Genomic DNA, 19,823 nt, shown 5'->3' with positions numbered 1-19,823 from the left:
CCTCAAATGAGGGCCTTTTTTTTAAACTTTATAAAATGCTTTGTACCAGTCCACAAAGTTCTTAACACCCTCTTTAACTGAGGTTTGCGGGCGGAAACCGATAACATCATATAACACTTTAGCGTCGGCGCTGGTTTCCAGTACATCGCCCGGTTGGATCGGTAGCATATTTTTTTGCGCTTCAATGCCCAGAGCCTCTTCCAGGGCGGTGATGTAATCCATCAGCTCTACGGGTGAGCTGTTACCGATGTTGTAAACGCGGTATGGTGCAGAACTGGTCGCTGGTGAGCCTGACTCAACTGTCCAGTTGGCATCCGCTTCAGGAATAACGTCCTGCAAACGAATAATGGCTTCGACGATATCATCAATATAAGTGAAGTCACGCTTCATCTTGCCATAGTTATATACGTCGATGCTCTTACCTTCCACCATGGCTTTGGTAAATTTAAACAGCGCCATATCCGGACGGCCCCATGGGCCATATACCGTAAAGAAACGCAGGCCGGTGGTGGGTAAACCGTACAGGTGTGAATAAGTATGGGACATCAGCTCATTGGCTTTTTTGGTCGCAGCGTAGAGCGAGACCGGATGATCCACGGAATCGTCCGTCGAGAACGGCATCTTGCGGTTAAGGCCATAGACTGAGCTGGAGGATGCATATAACAAATGCTTCACCTTGTTATGGCGGCAACCTTCCAGCACATTTAGGTGACCAATAAGATTTGAATCGGCATAGGCGAGGGGGTTTTCCAGCGAATAACGCACGCCAGCCTGCGCACCAAGATGGACCACCCGATCGAATTGTCCTTCGCTAAAAAGCTGTGCCATACCTTCTCGATCCGCAAGATCCAGCTTTTTAAAAACAAACTTTGACGACTGGAGACGATCCAGACGTGCCTGCTTAAGGCTGACATCGTAATAATCATTCAGATTATCAATCCCTGTCACCTGATACCCTGCCTGTAACAGGCGCTCGCTAACGTGATAACCAATAAAACCGGCAGCGCCAGTCACTAAGAATTTCATACTTGTCCTTTTCACCTGGGGTGCAACATGCCCGCTATTGTATGCCGATGGCCGTGGCGTTGCTACCAGCGTGGATGACCTTCATGTGTAGTTTCAAGTGGTAACAAAATTAAACGGATTCTGATTCCAGGATTTTATGGAAAGTGTACACTACACTGAATTTTTAATCTTAGACTGGAATCTTCTTCTTAAGGTTGCTATGACGCACAACGATAATAATTTTGTCAGAGGGAATAACAACTCTGAACAAGTTGATTTAATTGATATTTTAATGCAGCTGTGGCGTGGGAAGTGGCTTATTGCCATTTTCATGGTGATTGCAGTTGTGATCGCCGGAATCTATGTGTCGGTAGTAAAAGAGAAATGGACCTCAACGGCTGTTATTACCATGCCAGATGCCGGTCAAATTGCAGGCTATACCAATGCAATGACACTGATTTATGGTGGGGGAAAAGTCGACAATCTTGACATTCAACAGCGGGTAATCACTCGCTTTAGCGGGGCGTTTTCTGCACTGGCTGAAACGCTTAAAAACCAATCAGCACCAGAAGCCTTGACCATTGATTCCACAGTAAAAGGCCAGCCTTTACCGCTTAAGGTCACCTATCAGGGTGATTCAGCCAAACATGCACAGCAGCAACTGGCGAAATATATTCAGCAGGTTGATGAACAAATAGCTGATGAGTTGGATCAGGATCTGGCAACCAACATTAAATCACGTCTCACAGAGCTTCAGGACTCGCTGAAGACCCAGCGAAAAGTGGCCCAGGAGCAAAAAAATCTGCGCATCAAGCAGATTACGCAGGCGCTAACATTTGCTAAGGATGCGGGTATCAACCAACCCCAGGTGCAGCAAACCCAGGATGTCACGCAAGATACCTTATTCCTGCTCGGCAGTGATGCACTTGAGTCTATGATCAAGAACGAAGCCTCACGACCGCTGGTGTTCTCAGGGGATTATTATCGAACCTGGCAAAATTTGTTGGATATTCAGCGTATCAAACCTGATCCGGCAAATATGCATGCATATCGTTATGTCATGAAACCAACTGATCCCTTGTTCCGCGACAGCCCGAAACGCTCCCTGACAGTGTTAATTGCGGCGTTGTTGGGAGCTATGTTCGGAGCAGGTGCCGTCCTGGTACGAAACGCCATCCGTAATTATCAGCCAAGAACCTAAACGTCAGACATAAAAAAACCGGGTACCTTTCAGGCCCGGTTTTTTTGCCTTATTTATGCCGCTTTCTCAGATTCTCAATCACCGTCGTTAAGTCCAGTTCCTGATCCTGGAGTAACACCAGCAGGTGATACATCAAATCCGACGCTTCATTGGTTAACTCATCCCGGTCATGCACGGTTGCCGCGAGCGCGGTTTCCACACCTTCTTCACCCACTTTCTGTGCGATGCGTTTGGTGCCGCTGGCGTAGAGTTTCGCGGTGTATGAGCTTTCGGGATCGGCGCTTTTGCGCGAAGCCAGCAGTTGTTCAAGCTGATACAGGAACAGCCACTGGTGGCTGGTGTCGCCGAAACAGCTGGAGGTTCCTTTATGGCAGGTTGGCCCGATGGGGTTCACCAGCACCAGCAGCGTATCGTTGTCGCAGTCCGCGGTCATGCTGACCACGTTAAGGAAATGCCCGGAGGTTTCGCCTTTCGTCCACAGACGCTGTTTTGTGCGTGAGAAAAAGGTCACTTTACCGCTTTCAATGGTTTTCGCCAGCGCATCCTGATTCATATAGCCCAGCATCAGAACTTCGCCGGATACCGCGTGTTGCACCACCGCAGGCAGCAGTCCGTCGGTTTTATCCCAGTCCAGTTGGGCGCGTTGTTGCTCTGTTAACATACCCTAATCTCCACGCCCTGTTCTGCCAGGTACGCTTTCAGTTCGCCAATATTAATAATCTGTTTGTGGAACACGGACGCCGCCAGCGCGCCGTCGACATTGGCGTCGCGGAAGGCTTCGAGGAAGTGTTCCATGGTGCCGGCACCGCCCGAGGCGATCAGCGGCACATGGCAGACCTCACGCACCTTTTTCAGTTGCGTCAGATCGTAACCGTTGCGCACGCCGTCCTGATTCATCATGTTAAGAACGATTTCACCCGCGCCACGCTTTTGCACTTCCTGCACCCAGTCGAGGGTTTCCCAGGTCGTCACTTTTGTGCGGCTTTCATCCCCGGTGTACTGATTAACGTGATATTTCCCGGTGGCCTCGTCAAACCAGGTATCAATGCCCACCACGATGCACTGCACACCAAAACGGTCTGCCAGACGGGTGATAAGCTCCGGGTCGGCAAGAGCAGGGGAGTTAATGGAAATCTTGTCCGCGCCAAAGGTGAGGATCTTCGCCGCATCTTCTGCGGATTTAATCCCGCCCGCCACGCAGAACGGAATGTCGATCACCTCCGCCACGCGCGCCACCCAGCTTTTATCCACCACGCGGCCATCACTGGAGGCGGTGATATCGTAGAATACCAGCTCATCCGCGCCTTCGTCGGCATAGCGTTTTGCCAGCGGGACGATATCGCCAATAATTTCGTGATTGCGGAACTGCACGCCTTTCACCACCTGGCCGTCACGCACGTCAAGACAAGGGATTATCCGTTTTGCCAGCATTGGATGGCCTCCGTTACAGTGAATTTTCCTTCCAGCAGCGCACGACCCACGATCACGCCGCGCACGCCCGTACCGCGCAGGGCGGCAACATCATCAATACCGCCGATGCCGCCGGAGGACTGGAACGCCACCTGCGGAAAACGTGCGCACACTTCTTCATAGAGTGAAACGTTAGAGCCTGTCAGCGTGCCATCGCGGGAAATATCCGTGCACAGCACATGCTTCAGGCTCACCGGCAGATAGGTTTCAACCAGCTCTTCCAGCGTCACGCCGGAGTTTTCCTGCCAGCCGCTGACCGCAACGTGTTTGTTGCCCGCTTCATCGATGCGCACATCCAGCGCCAGCACCAGTGCTTCCGCGCCAAAACGCGTAAACCAGCCCTTAACCACTTCAGGCGATTTCACCGCCGTTGAGCCAACCACCACGCGCGCCACGCCTGCGTCGAGCAGCGCCGCCACGTCTTCTTCGCTGCGCACGCCGCCGCCGACCTGTACCGGCACGTTCACGCCCGCCACCAGGGTTTTAATCAGGGGGATCTGGCGCTTCGCCGGATCTTTCGCCCCGGTCAAATCCACCAGGTGCAGCACTTCCGCGCCCTGCGCGGCGTAATCCTGCAACCGTGGCAGCGGATCGGTGCCGTAGTCGCGCTGCTGACCGTAATCCCCCTGATGCAGACGCACGACCGTGCCGTCAATTAAATCTAAAGCCGGAATAATCATCACATCTCCAGGAAGTTTTTCAGCAACTGCGCGCCTGCCGCCCCGGATCGTTCCGGGTGAAACTGCACGCCGTAGAAATTGTCTTTCTGCACGGCGGCGGTAAACGCCTCGCCGTACTGACACTGGGCGATGGTAAAGGCGTTCACCGGCATCGCATAGCTGTGCACAAAGTAGAACCAGGAGCCGTCTTCAATGCCATTAAACAGGCGATTCCCGGCTTTCGGGTAAACGCGGTTCCAGCCCATGTGCGGCAGCGGCAGGCCCGCATCGGGGATCTTCGGCACATCCTCTTCAATAATGCCGAGCAGATCGACGCCATTATTTTCTTCACTACGGCGGCCCAGTAGCTGCATCCCAAGGCAAATGCCCAGCACCGGCTGAGTACAGGCTTTGATTAACTCCACCAGTTCGCGCTCGTGGATCTGATCCATCGCCGCCTGCGCGGTGCCCACGCCCGGTAAAAACAGTTTATCGGCGCGCAAAACCACATCCGGGTCGCGGCTGACCAGCGGCTCGTAGCCGTGGCGCAGGATCGCAGATTTGACCGAGTTCAGGTTGGCGCAGCCGGTGTCGAGGATCACCACGTTCATCACAGCACTCCTTTCGAGGAGGGCAGGGTATCGCCCTCAACGCGAATGGCCTGGCGCAGCGTGCGACCAAAGGCTTTGAACAGGCTTTCAACGCGGTGGTGATCGTTCTTGCCTTTGGTTTTCAAATGCAGCGTCACCGCCATGGTGTAAGAGAGCGAGCGGAAGAAGTGCTCGACCATCTCAGTGCTTAAATCACCCACGCGCTGATAGGTAAAATCGGCGCGGTATTCCAGATGCGGACGACCGGAGATATCCAGCGCGCAGCGCGCCAGACATTCATCCATCGGCAGCACAAAACCAAAGCGGTTAATGCCGCGTTTATCGCCAAGCGCCAGTTTGAGCGCTTCACCCAGCGCCAGCCCGGTGTCTTCAACGGTGTGGTGATCGTCGATGTACAAATCGCCTTTAACAGCGATTTCCATGCGGAAGCCGCCGTGGGTAGCAATCTGGTCGAGCATGTGATCAAAGAAGCCGACGCCGGTATTAATTTTGCTGCCGCCTTCGCGATCCAGCCACACCTTCACGTCGATCTGCGTCTCGCGGGTGTTGCGTTCAATATGCGCATAGCGATCGCGTTTGGTCAGTTGTTCGCCAATCATCGCCCAGTTCAGGGTTTCGCGGTTGTAGCGCAGACCGGTGATGCCCATATTCTCGGCAAGCGTAATGTCCGTTACGCGGTCGCCAATCACATAGCTGTTGGCTTTATCCAGCGCCTCTTCCGCCAGATAATGTTCCACCAGCTTCACTTTCGGTTTGCGGCAGTCGCACTCGTCAGCAGGCAAATGCGGGCAAATCAGCACTTCATCAAACACCACGCCCTGCGAGGTGAAAATCTGCATCATCAGATTGTGCGGACCGTCAAATTCATCCTGCGGGAAGCTCGCCGTCCCCAGACCGTCCTGATTGGTGATCATCACCAGCTTAAAGCCTGCTTTTTGCAGCGCCAGCAGTACCGGGATGGCATCTGGCTCAAACGCCAGTTTGTCAAAACGATCGACCTGAAAATCACTCGGCGGCTCGCTAATCAGCGTCCCGTCACGGTCAATAAAGAGATACTTCTGGCTCATACTTGCTCCGCACGTAAGGCGTCAATGACGCGCTGGCTTTCTTCACGAGTGCCGATGGTGATCCGCAGGCAGCCGCTTAAAGAGGGTTGTTTATTCTGATCGCGTAAGATAATGCCCTGATCCCACAGAGATTTAAAGACGGCGCTTGATGCCGTAATGCGCACCAGAATATAGTTGGTTTCCGAATCGAACACCTGCTCCACGCAGGCAATCTCACGCAGATTCGCCACCAGATACTGACGTTCCGCCAGAATTTGCGCCACGCGCTCGCGCATTGCTACGATGCCCTGCGGCGTCAACGCCTGCGCCGCGATATCAGCAACCGGGGTGGAAAGCGGGTAAGGGGCGATCACTTTCAGCAGAAGGTTGATCACCTCTTCGTTCGCCAGCGTGAAGCCACAGCGTAAACCCGCCAGCGCAAAGGCTTTCGACAGGGTACGCAGCACCACCAGATGCGGATACTCCGCCAGCCAGCCCGCCAGCGTCGCCTGCGGGCAAAACTCAATATAGGCTTCGTCGGCCACCACCAGCGCTTTATCGCGGGTCATTTCCAGAAGGGTGCGCATATCCTGCGGGTTAATAATCTGCCCGGTCGGGTTGTTCGGGCTGCACACGTAGACCAGTTTCACGCCGTCGAGCTTATCGGCAATACCCTGTAAATTGAGCTGCCAGTCTTCCTGCGCCTGCACGGTGCGGGTTTCCACGCCGAAGGTTTCGGCGCTGACGCTGTACATGCCATAAGTCGGCGGGCAGAACAGCACTGCGTCTTTGCCCGGTTCGCAAAACGCGCGGATCAAAAGCTCGATGCCTTCATCTGCGCCACGGCTGACCAGTACCTGCTCCGGTTTGACCCCGGCATATTGAGCGTAATTCTCAATCACCGCTTTCGGCTGGCATTCCGGGTAGCGGTTCAGCGTTTGCTGACCGAACTGAAATTCAACGGCGGTTGGAAATTCGTTGGCGTTGAGCCACACATCCCCTTTGCCACCCAGACGACGCGCAGACTGATAGGGCGTCAGATTGCGCACGTTCTCGCGCGCTAATTCTTCAATGCTCATGCTTGCTCCTTAAGGGCATTAACGCGCAGGGTAACGGCATTTTTGTGGGCCGTCAGACGCTCAGCGGCGGCAAGGGTTTCAATGGTCGCGGCAAGTGAGGCGAAGCCTTCACGGGAGAGTTCCTGCACGGTCATGCGCTTCTGGAAATCCGCCAGCCCGAGGCTTGAGCAGGTGGCGGTATAGCCGTAGGTCGGCAGAACGTGGTTGGTGCCTGACGCGTAATCCCCGGCGGATTCCGGCGACCAGTCGCCGAGGAAGACGGAACCGGCGCTGGTGATGTCATCCACCAGCGAACGGGCATCGCGGGTCTGAATGATCAAATGCTCCGGGCCGTAGGCGTTGGAAATCTCCACGCACTGCGCCAGGTCGCGCGCCACGATCAGACGGCTTGCCGCCAGCGCCTGGCGGGCGGTTTCAGCGCGCGGCAGATAGGCCAGCTGGCGCTCAACCGCGTCGGCGACCGCTTGCGCCATTGCCGCATCCGGGGTCAGTAAAATCACCTGTGAATCAGGGCCGTGCTCGGCCTGGGAGAGCAGATCGGAGGCGACAAAATCGGGCGTCGCGCCGCTGTCGGCAATCACCAGCACTTCAGACGGGCCGGCGGGCATGTCGATCGCCGCACCGTCAAGACGCTGGCTGACCTGGCGTTTCGCCTCGGTGACATACGCGTTGCCGGGGCCAAAAATTTTATCCACTTTGGCGATGGATTCGGTGCCGAGCGCGAGGGCGGCAATCGCCTGCGCGCCGCCAACCTTATAAACGTCCTGCACGCCGCACAGTTTCGCCGCATACAAAATCTCATCGGCAATCGGCGGGGGAGAGCAGAGCACCACTTTTTTGCAGCCCGCAATGCGTGCAGGCGTGGCCAGCATCAATACCGTGGAAAACAGCGGCGCGGAGCCGCCGGGAATATACAGGCCGACCGACGCAATCGGACGCGTCACCTGCTGGCAGCGCACGCCGGGCAGGGTTTCCACATCAACGGTTTGCAGAATCTGTGCCGTGTGGAAGGTATCAATATTTTTTACCGCCACGGCCATCGCCTGCTTGAGGTCATCGCCCAGACGCGCGCTGGCCTCTTCTATTTCCTGCGCCGTCACTTTCAGTTCAGTCACGGTGGTTTTATCAAACTTCGCGCTGTACTCACGCAGCGCCGCGTCGCCGTTGGCCTTCACATTGTCCAGAATCTCCACCACCGTGCGGGTGATGGCGTCCGAGGCGGCGATTGCCGGGCGCATCAGCAAATCGCGCTGTTGCTCAGGCGTGCTGCGGTTCCAGTCGATTACGGTATTGAAGCTCATGGCCTTACTCCATCATCTTCTCAATCGGCAGCACCAGAATCGAACTGGCACCCAACGCTTTCAGTTTTTCCATGGTTTCCCAGAACAGGGTTTCGCTGCTGACCATGTGCATAGCGACACGCTGTTGATCGCCCGCCAGCGGCAGGATGGTCGGACGTTCAGCGCCCGGCAGCAGGGCGATAACTTCTTCCAGACGCTCGGTTGGCGCGTGCATCATGATGTATTTGGATTCGCGCGCCTGAATCACGCCCTGGATACGGGTCAGCAGTTTGTCGATGAGTTGCTGTTTGGCCTCGTCCATCTCGCCGTCGCGCTGGATCAGACAGGCTTTCGAGCGGTAAATCACTTCCACTTCACGCAGACCGTTGGCTTCAAGGGTCGCACCGGTGGAGACCAGGTCGCAAATCGCATCGGCAAGGCCCGCGCGGGGAGCGACTTCGACAGAACCATTCAGCAGGCAGGATTTAAACGACACGCCTTTTTTGTCGAGATAACGCTTTAACAGGTGCGGGTAAGAGGTGGCGATACGCTTGCCATCCAGCGCGGCCGGGCCGTCCCAGACTGCATCGACCGCCGTTGCCAGCGACAGGCGGCAACCGCCGAAGTCCAGGCGACGCAGCGTGAAATAGCGCGGATCTTCGCCCTGTGCGCGGCGGGTCAGTAGCTCTTCCTCCAGCACGTTTTCCCCGATAATCCCCAGATCGACCACGCCGTCCATCACCAGGCCCGGAATGTCATCATCACGCACGCGCAGAATGTCGATGGGCATGTTTTCCGCCAGCGCGATCAGCCGTTGCGTGTGCAGGTTGATTTTTATGCCGCAGCGGGCGAGTAATTCGCGTGAATCATCGCTTAAACGCCCGGATTTCTGAATAGCTATGCGTAAACGGGTATTATCTAACATTCTTTTTATCCTCTTAACCTGCCTGAATTTGGTTCAAAAAAAAGCCCCCGGAAGGCGATCTTCCGGGGGCTTTTTCATGCGTTCTTGCACCACTGGAAGATCTGAATGTCTTCCAGCACACATCGCCTGAAAGACTAGTCAGGATGATGGTGATGATGGTGGTGTTTAAATTGAACGCGTGTCATAAAATTCTCGATGAATGATTATTCATATGTTGGCAATTAACCTAAACCACTTTGACTACCGAAGGCAAGGGCTTTTTTTAATCATTAATTCATTTCATATTCATCGTATGAATTGTCAGTTACGCGAGCCTGGCGTAGCCTTAAAGCTTACGCGTGAACGTCGGGAGAAAACGCATGAAGAAGGTCGCCATTGTCGGACTGGGATGGCTGGGGATGCCGCTGGCATTGTCATTAACGGCACGAGGCTGGCAGGTCACGGGCAGTAAAACCACACAGGACGGGGTAGAGGCGGCGCGCATGTGCGGCATAAACAGCTATCTGTTGCGTCTGGAACCCGAACTTATTTGCGATGCCGACGATCTGGATGAGCTGATGAACGTCGATGCGCTGGTGATTACGCTACCTGCGCGGCGCACCGGGCCGGGGGAAACCTTCTATTTGCAGGCGATGCAGGAGATTGTCGACAGCGCGCTGGCGCATCGCATTCCGCGTATTATTTTCACCAGTTCCACCTCGGTTTATGGCGAATTTAACGGCATTGCCAAAGAGAACACGCCGCGCAATCCGGTCACCGCCAGCGGGCGCGTGCTCAAGGAGCTTGAAGACTGGCTGCATAATTTGCCGGGAACCTCTGTTGATATTCTGCGCCTGGCCGGGCTTGTCGGGCCGGGGCGTCATCCCGGGCGCTTCTTTGCCGGGAAAACCGCACCTGACGGTCAGCACGGCGTTAACCTTGTGCATCTTGAAGATGTGGTTAACGCAATCACCCTATTGTTGCAGGCCCCGAAAGGCGGGCACATCTATAATATCTGTGCGCCGCTACACCCGGCGCGGGCAACGTTTTACCCTGTCATGGCCCGTCAGCTGAATTTAGCGGCCCCGCATTTTCTTGATGCCAGCCATGATGACAAAGGGAAAATCATAGACGGCAGTCGAATCACCAAAGAGCTGGGATTTGACTATCAATATCCCGATCCACTGCTCATGCCGATGGAATAGAGGCGTCAGCAGGGGGGACTGGTCGCGCACCGCGAGGGAGCGAGCATGAAACCATTGCTGGATGTTCTTGTCATTCTTGATGCGCTTGAAAAAGAGGGGAGCTTTGCTGCGGCGTCGGCAAAGCTGTACAAAACTCCCTCGGCGCTGAGTTACACCGTTCACCGACTGGAGAGCGACCTCAATATTCAGCTTCTTGACCGCAGTGGGCATCGGGCGAAATTCACCCGAACCGGCCAGTTACTGCTGGAAAAAGGGCGCGAAGTGCTGCATTCCGTGCGGGAACTGGAAAAGCAGGCGGTCAAACTTCATCAGGGGTGGGAAAACGATCTGGTGATCGGTGTGGATGATACCTTCCCGTTTTCGCTGCTCGTTCCGCTGATTGAAGCCTTTTATAAAGATCACAGCGTCACCCGGCTGAAGTTTATCAACGGCGTGATGTCCGGATCGTGGGAGGCGTTAACGGAAGGGCGGGCCGATATGATCGTTGGCGCGCTGCGCGATCCGCCGATGATGAGTGGTTTCGGTTTCGCCCGTCTGGGCACGCTGGAGCAGGTGTTTGCCGTCGCTCCTCATCATCCGCTGGCGAAAGAGGCCGAGCCGCTTTCCCGCCGCGAAATCAAAAGCCATCGCGCCATTATCGTTGGCAGCGGCACCGCCGCAGGCGCGTTATCGCAGCCGCTTACCGACGATCGGGAAGCGATCACCGTCTTTGATTTTAAAACTAAACTGGAACTGCAAATGGGCGGCCTCGGCTGCGGTTATTTGCCGCGCTATCTGGCGCAGCGGTTTCTGGAAAGCGGGGCGCTGGTGGAAAAACGCGTGGTCGTCGGTAGCTCGCCGGAGTCGGTCTGGATTGGCTGGAACGAGCAAACGGCGGGGCTGGCAAGCGCCTGGTGGTGCCAGGAAATATTAACAAATCGTGCGATCGCTAACGTTTACAATTCCGGAGATGCCGCAATACCGCGCGCTTTATGAAAAATTTCTCGTGATCGGCTTCTCACTGTCTTGTCATCGCGCCTTAGTTTGGTGCAAAATATGCCGCCTGCAAAAAATGATATTAACCGACGCTCACTGCGTCGGTTATTTTTTTGCAACAAAAACGCCATTTAAATCAAAGAGGCCGGGCTTCGTACCGGATAGATACACATTTAAAAACCGACAGTCGTTGTCGCTGAGGAAAGAAAACAGATGGGGCAATTTTTTGCTTTTGCGACGGCATTCGCCGTAATGGGGGTTTAACCATGTCGCATAACGTTACTCCAAAAACCTCTCGCGTGGAATTGCGTAAAACCCTTACGTTGATTCCGGTTGTAATGATGGGTCTTGCCTATATGCAGCCGATGACGCTGTTCGATACGTTCGGCATTGTCTCTGGTTTAACCGATGGCCATGTTGCAACGGCGTATGCCTTTGCGCTGGTTGCCATTCTCTTTACTGCGCTGAGCTACGGTAAACTGGTGCGTCGTTTCCCGTCCGCTGGCTCCGCCTATACCTACGCCCAGAAATCCATCAGCCCGGTTGTTGGCTTTATGGTGGGCTGGTCATCACTGCTGGACTACCTGTTCATGCCGATGATCAACATTCTGCTGGCGAAAATCTATTTTGAAGCGCTGGTGCCGGGCGTGCCGTCATGGCTGTTCGTGGTTGCGCTGGTGGCCTTTATGACCATCTCTAACCTGCGCAGCATCAAGTCGGTGGCGAACTTCAACACCCTGATCGTGATCCTGCAAATGGGTATCGTGGCGGTGATTGTGGGCCTCATCATCTACGGTGTGGCGCACGGTGAAGGCGCGGGCACGCTGACCAGCACCCGTCCGTTCTGGTCTGAAGGCGCGCATGTGGTGCCGATGATCACCGGTGCAACCATCCTGTGCTTCTCGTTCCTGGGCTTTGACGGCATCTCTTCGCTGTCTGAAGAAACCAAAGACGCTGAGCGCGTGATCCCGAAAGCGATTTTCCTGACTGCACTGATCGGCGGCCTGGTGTTTATCATGGCGTCCTATTTCCTGCAGCTCTATTTCCCGGACATCTCCCGCTTTAAAGAGCCGGACGCGTCTCAGCCGGAAATCATGCTCTACGTTGCGGGTAAAGCGTTCCAGTTCGGCGTGCTGATTTTCTCCACCATTACCGTGCTGGCTTCCGGTATGGCGGCACACGCGGGCGTTTCTCGTCTGATGTACGTGATGGGCCGTGATGGTGTGTTCCCGACCCGTTTCTTCGGTTATGTGCACCCGAAATGGCGCACCCCGGCATGGAACGTGCTGCTGGTTGGCGCAATTGCGCTGCTGGCGATTAACTTTGACCTGGTAACCGCGACGGCGTTGATTAACTTCGGTGCGCTGGTGGCCTTCACCTTCGTTAACCTCTCCGTGATCTCGCAGTTCTGGATCCGTGAGAAGCGCAACAAGACGCTGAAAGACCACTTCAACTACCTGGTGCTGCCAATGTGTGGCGCGCTGACGGTAGGTGCGCTGTGGGTGAACCTGGAAGAGAGCTCCATGATTCTGGGCCTCATCTGGGGTGCGATTGGTCTGCTGTATCTGGCCTGCGTGACCAAAAGTTTCCGCAACCCGGTACCACAGTACGAAGATATCGCCCAGTAATCCCTGCGAGCGGTAATAAAAAACCGGAGGCATCAGCCTCCGGTTTTTTTATGGGCTGGATTTAAACTTTCGCCCTCACCCTAACCCTCTCCCCCAGGAGAGGGGATCGATTGTGCGCAGACTCTCCCTCAGGAGAGGTGATAACCCGCTTTTCTCCCTCTCTCCTAGGAGAGGGGATCGCCCGCTTTTCTCCCTCTCTCTCAGGGAGAGGGGTTCACCTGCCTTTCTCCCTCTCCCTGAGGGAGAGGGCCGGGGTGAGGGTCAATCACACAATCTCCTGCACATACTGAAACAGCGCTTTCAGCAACGCCTGTTTCCCGCCGTCTCCCTCGTGCTGGTGATAAAGCGCTTCAAGCTCCTGCGCATACGCCTCTAAAAACTCCGGGGTAAATACCTCACGCCGGTGCGCCAGCCAGCGCTGTTGCTCCTGCTCATCGAGCGTGCCGGGGTAATTACGCGCCCGGTAATTAAACAGCAGTTTTTCAACGCGTTTGTCCGCAAAGGTAATATCCAGCACCGACAGATTGCGGGGCTCGGTTTCCAGTACAATTTTCATCGACGCGCGATCCGCATCGCTAAAAAAGCCGTTATAAAGCTGGGTATCAATATTCTCTGAAGGCACAAACGGCTCGGCTTCGGCGAAAATCGCCACCACTTTTTCCCGCACCTGCGGGTTTTCCCGCAGCACTTTTAAATTGTCCAGACAGCGCTGGCGGTCAATGCCCAGACGTTCGGCGTCCTCTGCCCGCAGCGTATTGGCCTGCGCCAGCACCGGGCATTTATTCAGATGCACCAGCTTCACCGGCACGGCGGCATCATCACCTAAATCGGTTCTGGCGGTATACAGCCGTTCACGCAACGCATCGGCATCAAGCGTCAGCAGCGGCGTCATATCGCCCGCCAGATCGACCATAATCACCGCGTTGCGGTTTTCAGGATGCCAGGCCAGCGGCGCGACCCAGCTTGTATTACCACGCGCGGCACCAAACATCCCGGAGACGTGCACCAGCGGCTTCATTTGCGGCACATCGATGAGCGTAGCGAGCTTGTGCTTGCTGCGGTAGTTGTACAGATAGCTGAAAAGTTTCGGCTGCTTCTCTTTCACCAGCTTCGCCATGGCGATAGTGGCATACACGTCGGCCATCGCATCGTGCGCGTTGGCATGTTCGATGCCATTGGCGCGGGTCAGATGCTCAAGGCGAAAACTCGGCAGGCCGTCATCATTTTCCGGCCAGTTGATCCCTTCCGGACGCAGGGCGTAGCAGGCGCGCATCACATCAAGCAGATCCCAACGTGAATTGTTGTTCTGCCAGCTCCAGGCATAGGGATCGTAAAAGTTGCGATAAAAAATATTGCGCGTCACTTCGTCATCAAAGCGCACGTTGTTATAGCCCACCACGCAGGTGGCCGGAACGGTAAACAGCGCATGGATACGCCGGGCAAATGCGGCCTCATTCTCGCCTTTTTCGAGGGCAAGCTGCGGCGTGATGCCAGTAATCAGCACCGCTTCCGGCTGCGGCAGATAGTCATCAGCAGGTTTACAGTAAAAAATATCCGGCTCACCGGTGGCGTTAAAGTCGGCGTCAGTGCGCAGGGCGGCAAACTGCGCCGGACGATCCAGCGCCGGGCTGGTACCGAAGGTTTCGTAGTCGTGGAAGAGAAAGGTAGGCAACGCAGCGGTTTCAGACACCAGAGATCATCCTGTTTTAAAGTCACCCTCCTATGGTAAACCATCCCAGGCTCTCTTCCGAAATAAAAGCCTTTTTAACGCTGCTTTTGCGAGCGTTCTTCCTGTCCTGATCCCCCGCTGTCACATTTCTTTGCAATTATGCCAGGTTACGACATAAGAATTTCCGTACAAAGGGCATCGATTTTATATGACTTAGAGGATATGCCGTTGAAACGCCGTTTGTTTATTGCCACTTCACTTCTTGCTGTTTGCGTGAATTTAGCGCAGGCCCAGGATCTACCTTATACCCCGCAGCCGCCGCAAATTCAGGCCGGTGCCTGGGTTTTAATGGATTACACCACGGGGCAACTCTTAACGGCGGGCAATGAACATCAACAACGTAACCCGGCGAGCCTCACCAAGCTGATGACCGGTTATGTGGTGGACAGGGCCATCGACAGCCATCGCATTACGCCGGACGATGTTGTTACCGTTGGCAAAGATGCGTGGGCGAAGGGGAACCCGGTGTTTGAGGGATCGTCCCTGATGTTTATCAAGCCGGGCGACCGGGTCACGGTGCGCGATTTAAGCCGGGGGCTGATTGTTGACTCCGGTAATGACGCCTGTGTGGCACTCGCCGATTATGTGGCGGGCGGTCAGCCGCAGTTTGTGGCGATGATGAATGATTACGTGCAAAAGCTGAATTTGCGCGACACCCATTTTGAAACGGTGCACGGGCTGGATGCGCCTGGCCAGCACAGTTCAGCTTACGATCTGGCGGTGCTCTCCCGCGCGATTATCCACGGCGAGCCTGCGTTTTATCATATGTATAGTGAGAAAAGCCTGACCTGGAACGGCATTACCCAGCAGAACCGTAACGGCCTGCTGTGGGACAAATCGCTGGCTGTCGACGGTCTGAAAACCGGGCACACCTCCGGTGCGGGCTTCAACCTCATCGCCTCAAGCGTTGACGGTCAGCGGCGTTTAATTGCGGTGATCATGGGTGCTGAAAGCCCGAAAGCGCGTGAGGATCAGGCGCGCAAACTGCTCCACTGGGGCCAGCAGAACTTTGATACGGTGCAAATCCTGCGTAAAGGTAAGCAGGTCGGCAGCGAGCGCATCTGGTACGGCGACAAAGAAAAAATCTCGCTCGGTATCGAGCAGGATTACTGGCTGGCGCTACCGAAAAGTGAAATGCCGCATATCAAAGCAAAATACACGTTATCCAAAAAATCACTCGAAGCACCGATAGCGGCCCATCAGCAGGTAGGGGAAATTGAGCTTTACGATCGCGACCGGGTCATCGCGCAGTGGCCGCTGGTCACCCTCGAAAGCGTAGGGAAGGGCGGTATGTTCTCGCGACTGTCTGATTACCTGCACCATAAAGCATAACCTTTTGCCACAGGCTGGCTGGCGAGTCAGCCAGCCTGCTCACATACTGTAGATAATCATCACCAACGGAGGCTCCTATGGATTACAGCATCAGAGAAGTAAACAAGCGTAAGATTGCCGGGTTTCATCTGGTTGGGCCGTGGGAAAAAACGGTTAAACAGGGATTTGAACAACTGACGATGTGGGTGAAAAGCAAGCAGATCCAGCCGCAGGAATGGCTCGCGGTCTATTACGATAACCCGGATGAAGTGCCGGCAGAAAAACTGCGGGCCGATACGGTTATCACCGTGGCCGACGGTTTTACCATTCCTGAAAACAGCGAAGGCGTGATGCTCAGTGAACTGCCCGGTGGCACCTACGCGGTGGCCCGTGCGCACGTAGAAAACGAAGCCTTCCAGCAGGCGTGGGATTCCTTTTTCGGCAGCCTTCTGGCTGATCCCGACCATCAGATCGCCTTACGCCCCTGTTTTGAGCTTTACCTCAATGCCGACAGCGGGGAAGGCCACTGGGATATTGAGATGTATATCCCGGTCGAACCCAAAACGCTCTGAGGACGCGCAGAGTTGATCCTGATGGGCTGATGCTGCTGTTTGTGTAATAAATGCGCATTTTCGCCGGGGCGCAGGCGACAATCCCGATGCCCCGGCCAGAAAAACAGATACAATTGCGCCTTTGTCGTTTTAGCCGGAGAGCGGGTGTGCGTCCCGACAAATCACTCAGTCCTTTTGAAATTCGCCTTTATCGCCACTACCGCATTGTGCATGGTGTGCGCATTGCGCTGGCGTTTATCCTGACCTTTTTACTGGTGCGCTTACTGAATATTCCCGAAGGGACCTGGCCGCTGATCACGCTGGTGGTGATCATGGGGCCGATCTCCTTCTGGGGCAACGTCGTCCCCCGCGCCTTCGATCGTATTGGCGGCACCATTTTTGGCTCCCTGCTTGGCCTGATTGCGCTCAGGCTGGAATTGATATCGCTGCCGCTGATGCTGCTGTGGTGTTTCGCCGCCATGTTCCTTTGCGGCTGGCTGGCGCTGGGCAAGAAACCTTATCAGGCGCTGTTAATCGGTATCACCCTGTCGGTTGTGGTCGGCGCACCCGCGGGCGACATGCATATCGCACTGTGGCGCGGCGGCGATGTGATCCTGGGCTCCCTGCTGGCGATGCTGTTTACCGGTATCTGGCCGCAGCGGGCGTTTCTGCACTGGCGCATCCAGATGGCGAATTACGTCACGGCGTTTAACCGCGTCTATCAGGCCGGGTTTTCCCCTAATCTTGTCGAACGCCCGCGCCTTGAAAAGCACCTGCAAAAAATACTCAATGACGTGGTAAAAATGCGCGGGCTGATTGTGCCTGCCAGTAAAGAGACCCACATCCAGAAGGCGATTTTTGAGGCGATCCAGACGGTGAACCGCAACCTGGTCTGTATGCTGGAGCTGCAAATCAACGCTTACTGGGCGTCCCGTGCCAGCCACTTCGTCATGCTGAACGCGCAAACGCTACGTGAAACGCAAAACATGACCCAGCAAACGTTGCTGACGATTGCCCATGCGCTGTACGAAGGCAATCCGCAGCCGGTGCTGGCGAACAACGAAAAGCTGAATGAAATCGTCGCTGAACTGCGGCAGTTGATTCAGGATCATAAAGGGGAGACGCTCGCTGAAACGCCCATTCACAGCTACGTGTGGTTAAGTCTGGAACTTGCCCGCCAGCTTGAAATTCTGTCGCATTTAATCTGCCGGGCGCTGCGCAAATAAGCCGCACCTGTACGGGCAAATTCAGCGCGTTGTTTCGATTCAGCACGATTTAGGGTTATGATACCGTAAAGGATAAAACCATTGTCATCAGTCGTCGCTATCAGTAATGTTGAGTCCGCGGCGATTGCTTTAACGAATCCGAATCTTATATTAGCAGGGGTGTAAAAATGGAAATCACTAAGCCTTCGTTCCAGGATGTACTGGAATTTGTCCGTCTGTTCCGTCGTAAAAACAAGCTGCAACGCGAAATCCAGGACGTCGAGAAAAAGATCCGTGATAACCAAAAGCGCGTACTGTTGCTGGACAACCTGAGCGACTACATCAAGCCGGGTATGAGCGTTGAAGCCATCCAGGGCATCATTGCCAGCATGAAAAGCGATTACGAAGATCGCGTTGATGACTACATCATCAAGAATGCTGAGATCTCCAAAGAGCGCCGCGAGATTTCTAAAAAGCTCAAAACCATGGGTGAGATGAAAACCCACGAGCCGAAAGGCGAGTAATTCTCTGACGGTGAGGGCCTTGCTCTCACCGTTCTGTTACCCCACCTTCTACCATTCGCAGCAGATGCTGCACCGGCCACTGTTCCGCCTCCGTTTTCTCTTTCACCCACCCACTGATTTGTTCCACATCGTGACGCCGGGTATCTAACAGCAGACCGACCACGCTGCCGCTATGCGCCACCGTTATGCCATACAGATCGCAGCGCATCACGATATCCAGCAGCGCAGTAAAACCTGGCTTCGGTAACACCGTCTGGCTGGCAATCGCACTTAAGGTGGCGGCTTCACCCAGTAACGCCGCACTCTTTTGCTGGCAGGCGAGCTGGAGCTTTTGCCAGGCCCGATCGAGCGTGCTGGCGTTATCCTGTAACGCCCGCTCACGCGCCATCCGGTGATAGTCGGCGGTGCGCAGAGTCAGCGGACTTTCTAACAGCAAAATATCCACCGCAGGCGGTGCTTCGCAGGCGATACGCGTAGTCCCGGCGTGATGATCGAACAGGGTCAGTGCGCGGAACACGGTGCTGTCGGTCGGTTCAAGCGCCACGCAGAGCGTTGCCAGCGTCGCTTCATCAAGCGCGTGCCCGAGATGCCGCGCGGTGGCCACGGCGGTGGCGGCAATATCCGCCGTGCTGCTGGCCATCCCTTTCGCCACCGGGATCGTTGAATGGCAGTCGATGCGGATCTCACGGCTGAGTGCCGGCGGCAGGTGCCAGAACGCCAGCAATTGATCGACCATCGCGCGCACCAGCGGGCGCTCCTGAGGCAGGGGGGTACCGCTTGATATCTCAACGGCGCTGTACCAGTTGACCGGACAGGAGACTAATTTCTCACCGCCCAGAATCCAGCCCTGAATAATCTCGCCGCAGGATGCGGGACAGGTTGCCAGCGCCACGGTTTTTCCTTATCGGTGTTCGGGAAGCAGATAGTGTCACCGCCGCGCGGCAAACGCCAGGCTTGCCGCTAACACCATTCGGAAAAAGAAATGAAATGGGCGCATAGGCTCAATCTCAAACGGCAATATTTTGTTATTCGCAATTTTTTATTCTTTTATCTGAAAGCGTGGATCCACGGGCGCTGGCGTAGCTCACGCAAGAAATTGTTATAGCGCAACAAAATAATCTCTCAGGCAGGATAAACTGCCTCCGTTTTTATATATCAGATGCGATAGAGTAAGAATTTGAATTACCCGTTTTAGGCTCATCAGGCATAAAACCAAATAATACCGACAGGTTCGCCACAGAAAATGTGGCAGGGAAGGGGGTGTGAATCCCCCGCAGCCCCCGCTGCTGTAATGCTGACAACCCCGTATTACCACTGATCATCCGATCGGGAAGGACGGGCGAGGACGACGCTAAGCCAGAAGACCGACCTTACGGTATCACCAACAACTTCGGTGGGAAGTGGGTTGGTCAGCAACGTGCAGCCGGGCTGCGCGTACAG

General features: G+C 55.1%; 19 protein-coding genes, 1 pseudogene, 1 riboswitch and 1 other annotated feature. Of the genes and pseudogenes, 8 read left to right on the top strand and 12 right to left on the bottom strand.

The window, feature by feature from the left end; genetic code table 11:
* Positions 1 to 21 precede the first annotated feature (21 nt).
* On the bottom strand, positions 22 to 1,026 hold the full coding sequence (locus BM373_RS05570; RefSeq protein WP_090460331.1) for an NAD-dependent epimerase: 1,005 nt from the start codon (positions 1,024 to 1,026) through the stop codon (positions 22 to 24).
* A gap of 199 nt (positions 1,027 to 1,225) precedes the next feature.
* Between BM373_RS05570 and wzzB the strand changes: the two genes are divergently transcribed.
* On the top strand, positions 1,226 to 2,206 hold the full coding sequence (gene wzzB / locus BM373_RS05565; RefSeq protein ID WP_090461070.1) for an LPS O-antigen chain length determinant protein WzzB: 981 nt from the start codon (positions 1,226 to 1,228) through the stop codon (positions 2,204 to 2,206).
* A 49-nt stretch (positions 2,207 to 2,255) separates the two neighbouring features.
* Here the strand turns inward: wzzB and hisIE are convergent, their stop codons facing one another.
* The 9 genes from hisIE to hisL all read right to left on the bottom strand — a co-directional run bounded on the left by hisIE (position 2,256) and on the right by hisL (position 9,461).
* The gene (gene hisIE, locus BM373_RS05560) at positions 2,256 to 2,867 is read right to left on the bottom strand and encodes a bifunctional phosphoribosyl-AMP cyclohydrolase/phosphoribosyl-ATP diphosphatase HisIE (RefSeq protein ID WP_090460330.1); all 612 of its coding nucleotides are present in this window, start codon (positions 2,865 to 2,867) and stop codon (positions 2,256 to 2,258) included.
* Positions 2,861 to 3,637, bottom strand: a complete 777-nt coding sequence (gene hisF / locus BM373_RS05555; RefSeq protein WP_090460327.1) for an imidazole glycerol phosphate synthase subunit HisF — start codon at positions 3,635 to 3,637, stop codon at positions 2,861 to 2,863. Before hisF ends, hisIE begins: the two co-directional genes overlap by 7 nt.
* Entirely contained in the window at positions 3,619 to 4,356 is a 738-nt protein-coding gene (gene hisA, locus BM373_RS05550; protein ID WP_090460326.1) for a 1-(5-phosphoribosyl)-5-[(5-phosphoribosylamino)methylideneamino]imidazole-4-carboxamide isomerase, read from the bottom strand. Before hisA ends, hisF begins: the two co-directional genes overlap by 19 nt.
* The gene (gene hisH / locus BM373_RS05545; protein ID WP_090460325.1) at positions 4,356 to 4,946 is read right to left on the bottom strand and encodes an imidazole glycerol phosphate synthase subunit HisH; all 591 of its coding nucleotides are present in this window, start codon (positions 4,944 to 4,946) and stop codon (positions 4,356 to 4,358) included. Before hisH ends, hisA begins: the two co-directional genes overlap by 1 nt.
* Entirely contained in the window at positions 4,946 to 6,013 is a 1,068-nt protein-coding gene (gene hisB, locus BM373_RS05540) for a bifunctional histidinol-phosphatase/imidazoleglycerol-phosphate dehydratase HisB (RefSeq protein WP_090460323.1), read from the bottom strand. Before hisB ends, hisH begins: the two co-directional genes overlap by 1 nt.
* Positions 6,010 to 7,071, bottom strand: coding sequence for a histidinol-phosphate transaminase (hisC, locus tag BM373_RS05535; RefSeq protein ID WP_090460321.1), 1,062 nt, complete (start codon positions 7,069 to 7,071; stop codon positions 6,010 to 6,012). Before hisC ends, hisB begins: the two co-directional genes overlap by 4 nt.
* Complete coding sequence (hisD, locus tag BM373_RS05530) at positions 7,068 to 8,372, bottom strand: histidinol dehydrogenase (protein WP_090460318.1); 1,305 nt, start codon at positions 8,370 to 8,372, stop codon at positions 7,068 to 7,070. The genes hisC and hisD overlap by 4 nt, the downstream gene beginning before the upstream one ends.
* Positions 8,373 to 8,376: 4 nt before the next feature.
* Positions 8,377 to 9,276 (bottom strand): ATP phosphoribosyltransferase, encoded by a 900-nt coding sequence (hisG, locus tag BM373_RS05525; protein ID WP_090460316.1) that lies wholly within the window; start codon positions 9,274 to 9,276, stop codon positions 8,377 to 8,379.
* Between the two features lie 35 nt (positions 9,277 to 9,311).
* Positions 9,312 to 9,435: a sequence feature (His leader region), on the bottom strand.
* The gene (hisL, locus tag BM373_RS21405; RefSeq protein ID WP_001364200.1) at positions 9,411 to 9,461 is read right to left on the bottom strand and encodes a his operon leader peptide; all 51 of its coding nucleotides are present in this window, start codon (positions 9,459 to 9,461) and stop codon (positions 9,411 to 9,413) included. (Overlaps the previous feature by 25 nt.)
* Positions 9,462 to 9,635: 174 nt before the next feature.
* Between hisL and BM373_RS05520 the strand changes: the two genes are divergently transcribed.
* From BM373_RS05520 to BM373_RS05510, 3 genes and pseudogenes are all read left to right on the top strand, one after another.
* Complete coding sequence (locus BM373_RS05520) at positions 9,636 to 10,460, top strand: SDR family oxidoreductase (protein ID WP_090460314.1); 825 nt, start codon at positions 9,636 to 9,638, stop codon at positions 10,458 to 10,460.
* Between the two features lie 45 nt (positions 10,461 to 10,505).
* Positions 10,506 to 11,411: pseudogene (locus BM373_RS05515) on the top strand (LysR substrate-binding domain-containing protein); the annotation flags it as partial.
* 290 nt (positions 11,412 to 11,701) lie between these two features.
* On the top strand, positions 11,702 to 13,063 hold the full coding sequence (locus BM373_RS05510; protein WP_090460309.1) for an APC family permease: 1,362 nt from the start codon (positions 11,702 to 11,704) through the stop codon (positions 13,061 to 13,063).
* A gap of 265 nt (positions 13,064 to 13,328) precedes the next feature.
* On the opposite strand, the gene sbcB is transcribed toward BM373_RS05510, so the two are convergent.
* Entirely contained in the window at positions 13,329 to 14,753 is a 1,425-nt protein-coding gene (gene sbcB / locus BM373_RS05505; RefSeq protein WP_090460307.1) for an exodeoxyribonuclease I, read from the bottom strand.
* A 201-nt stretch (positions 14,754 to 14,954) separates the two neighbouring features.
* Here sbcB and dacD point away from each other — a divergent pair, with 201 nt between their 5' ends.
* The 4 genes from dacD to BM373_RS05485 all read left to right on the top strand — a co-directional run bounded on the left by dacD (position 14,955) and on the right by BM373_RS05485 (position 18,383).
* Complete coding sequence (gene dacD, locus BM373_RS05500) at positions 14,955 to 16,124, top strand: serine-type D-Ala-D-Ala carboxypeptidase DacD (protein WP_143102629.1); 1,170 nt, start codon at positions 14,955 to 14,957, stop codon at positions 16,122 to 16,124.
* A 77-nt stretch (positions 16,125 to 16,201) separates the two neighbouring features.
* Positions 16,202 to 16,675, top strand: a complete 474-nt coding sequence (gene sbmC / locus BM373_RS05495; RefSeq protein WP_090460305.1) for a DNA gyrase inhibitor SbmC — start codon at positions 16,202 to 16,204, stop codon at positions 16,673 to 16,675.
* 146 nt (positions 16,676 to 16,821) lie between these two features.
* Entirely contained in the window at positions 16,822 to 17,880 is a 1,059-nt protein-coding gene (locus BM373_RS05490) for an FUSC family protein (protein ID WP_090460304.1), read from the top strand.
* Between the two features lie 167 nt (positions 17,881 to 18,047).
* Positions 18,048 to 18,383: a DUF496 family protein gene (locus tag BM373_RS05485; RefSeq protein WP_143102628.1), complete on the top strand. Its 336-nt coding sequence runs from the start codon at positions 18,048 to 18,050 to the stop codon at positions 18,381 to 18,383.
* 25 nt (positions 18,384 to 18,408) lie between these two features.
* Here BM373_RS05485 and BM373_RS05480 read toward each other — a convergent pair whose 3' ends face one another.
* The gene (locus tag BM373_RS05480; RefSeq protein WP_090460300.1) at positions 18,409 to 19,275 is read right to left on the bottom strand and encodes a GHMP family kinase ATP-binding protein; all 867 of its coding nucleotides are present in this window, start codon (positions 19,273 to 19,275) and stop codon (positions 18,409 to 18,411) included.
* A gap of 319 nt (positions 19,276 to 19,594) precedes the next feature.
* A riboswitch (cobalamin riboswitch) is annotated at positions 19,595 to 19,770 on the top strand.
* The last annotated feature ends 53 nt before the right edge of the window (positions 19,771 to 19,823 follow it).

Origin of the sequence: Enterobacter sp. kpr-6 (genome assembly GCF_900116015.1) — a bacterium.
Lineage (GTDB): Bacteria > Pseudomonadota > Gammaproteobacteria > Enterobacterales > Enterobacteriaceae > Enterobacter_D.
This window is presented reverse-complemented; position numbering and strand designations above follow the sequence as displayed.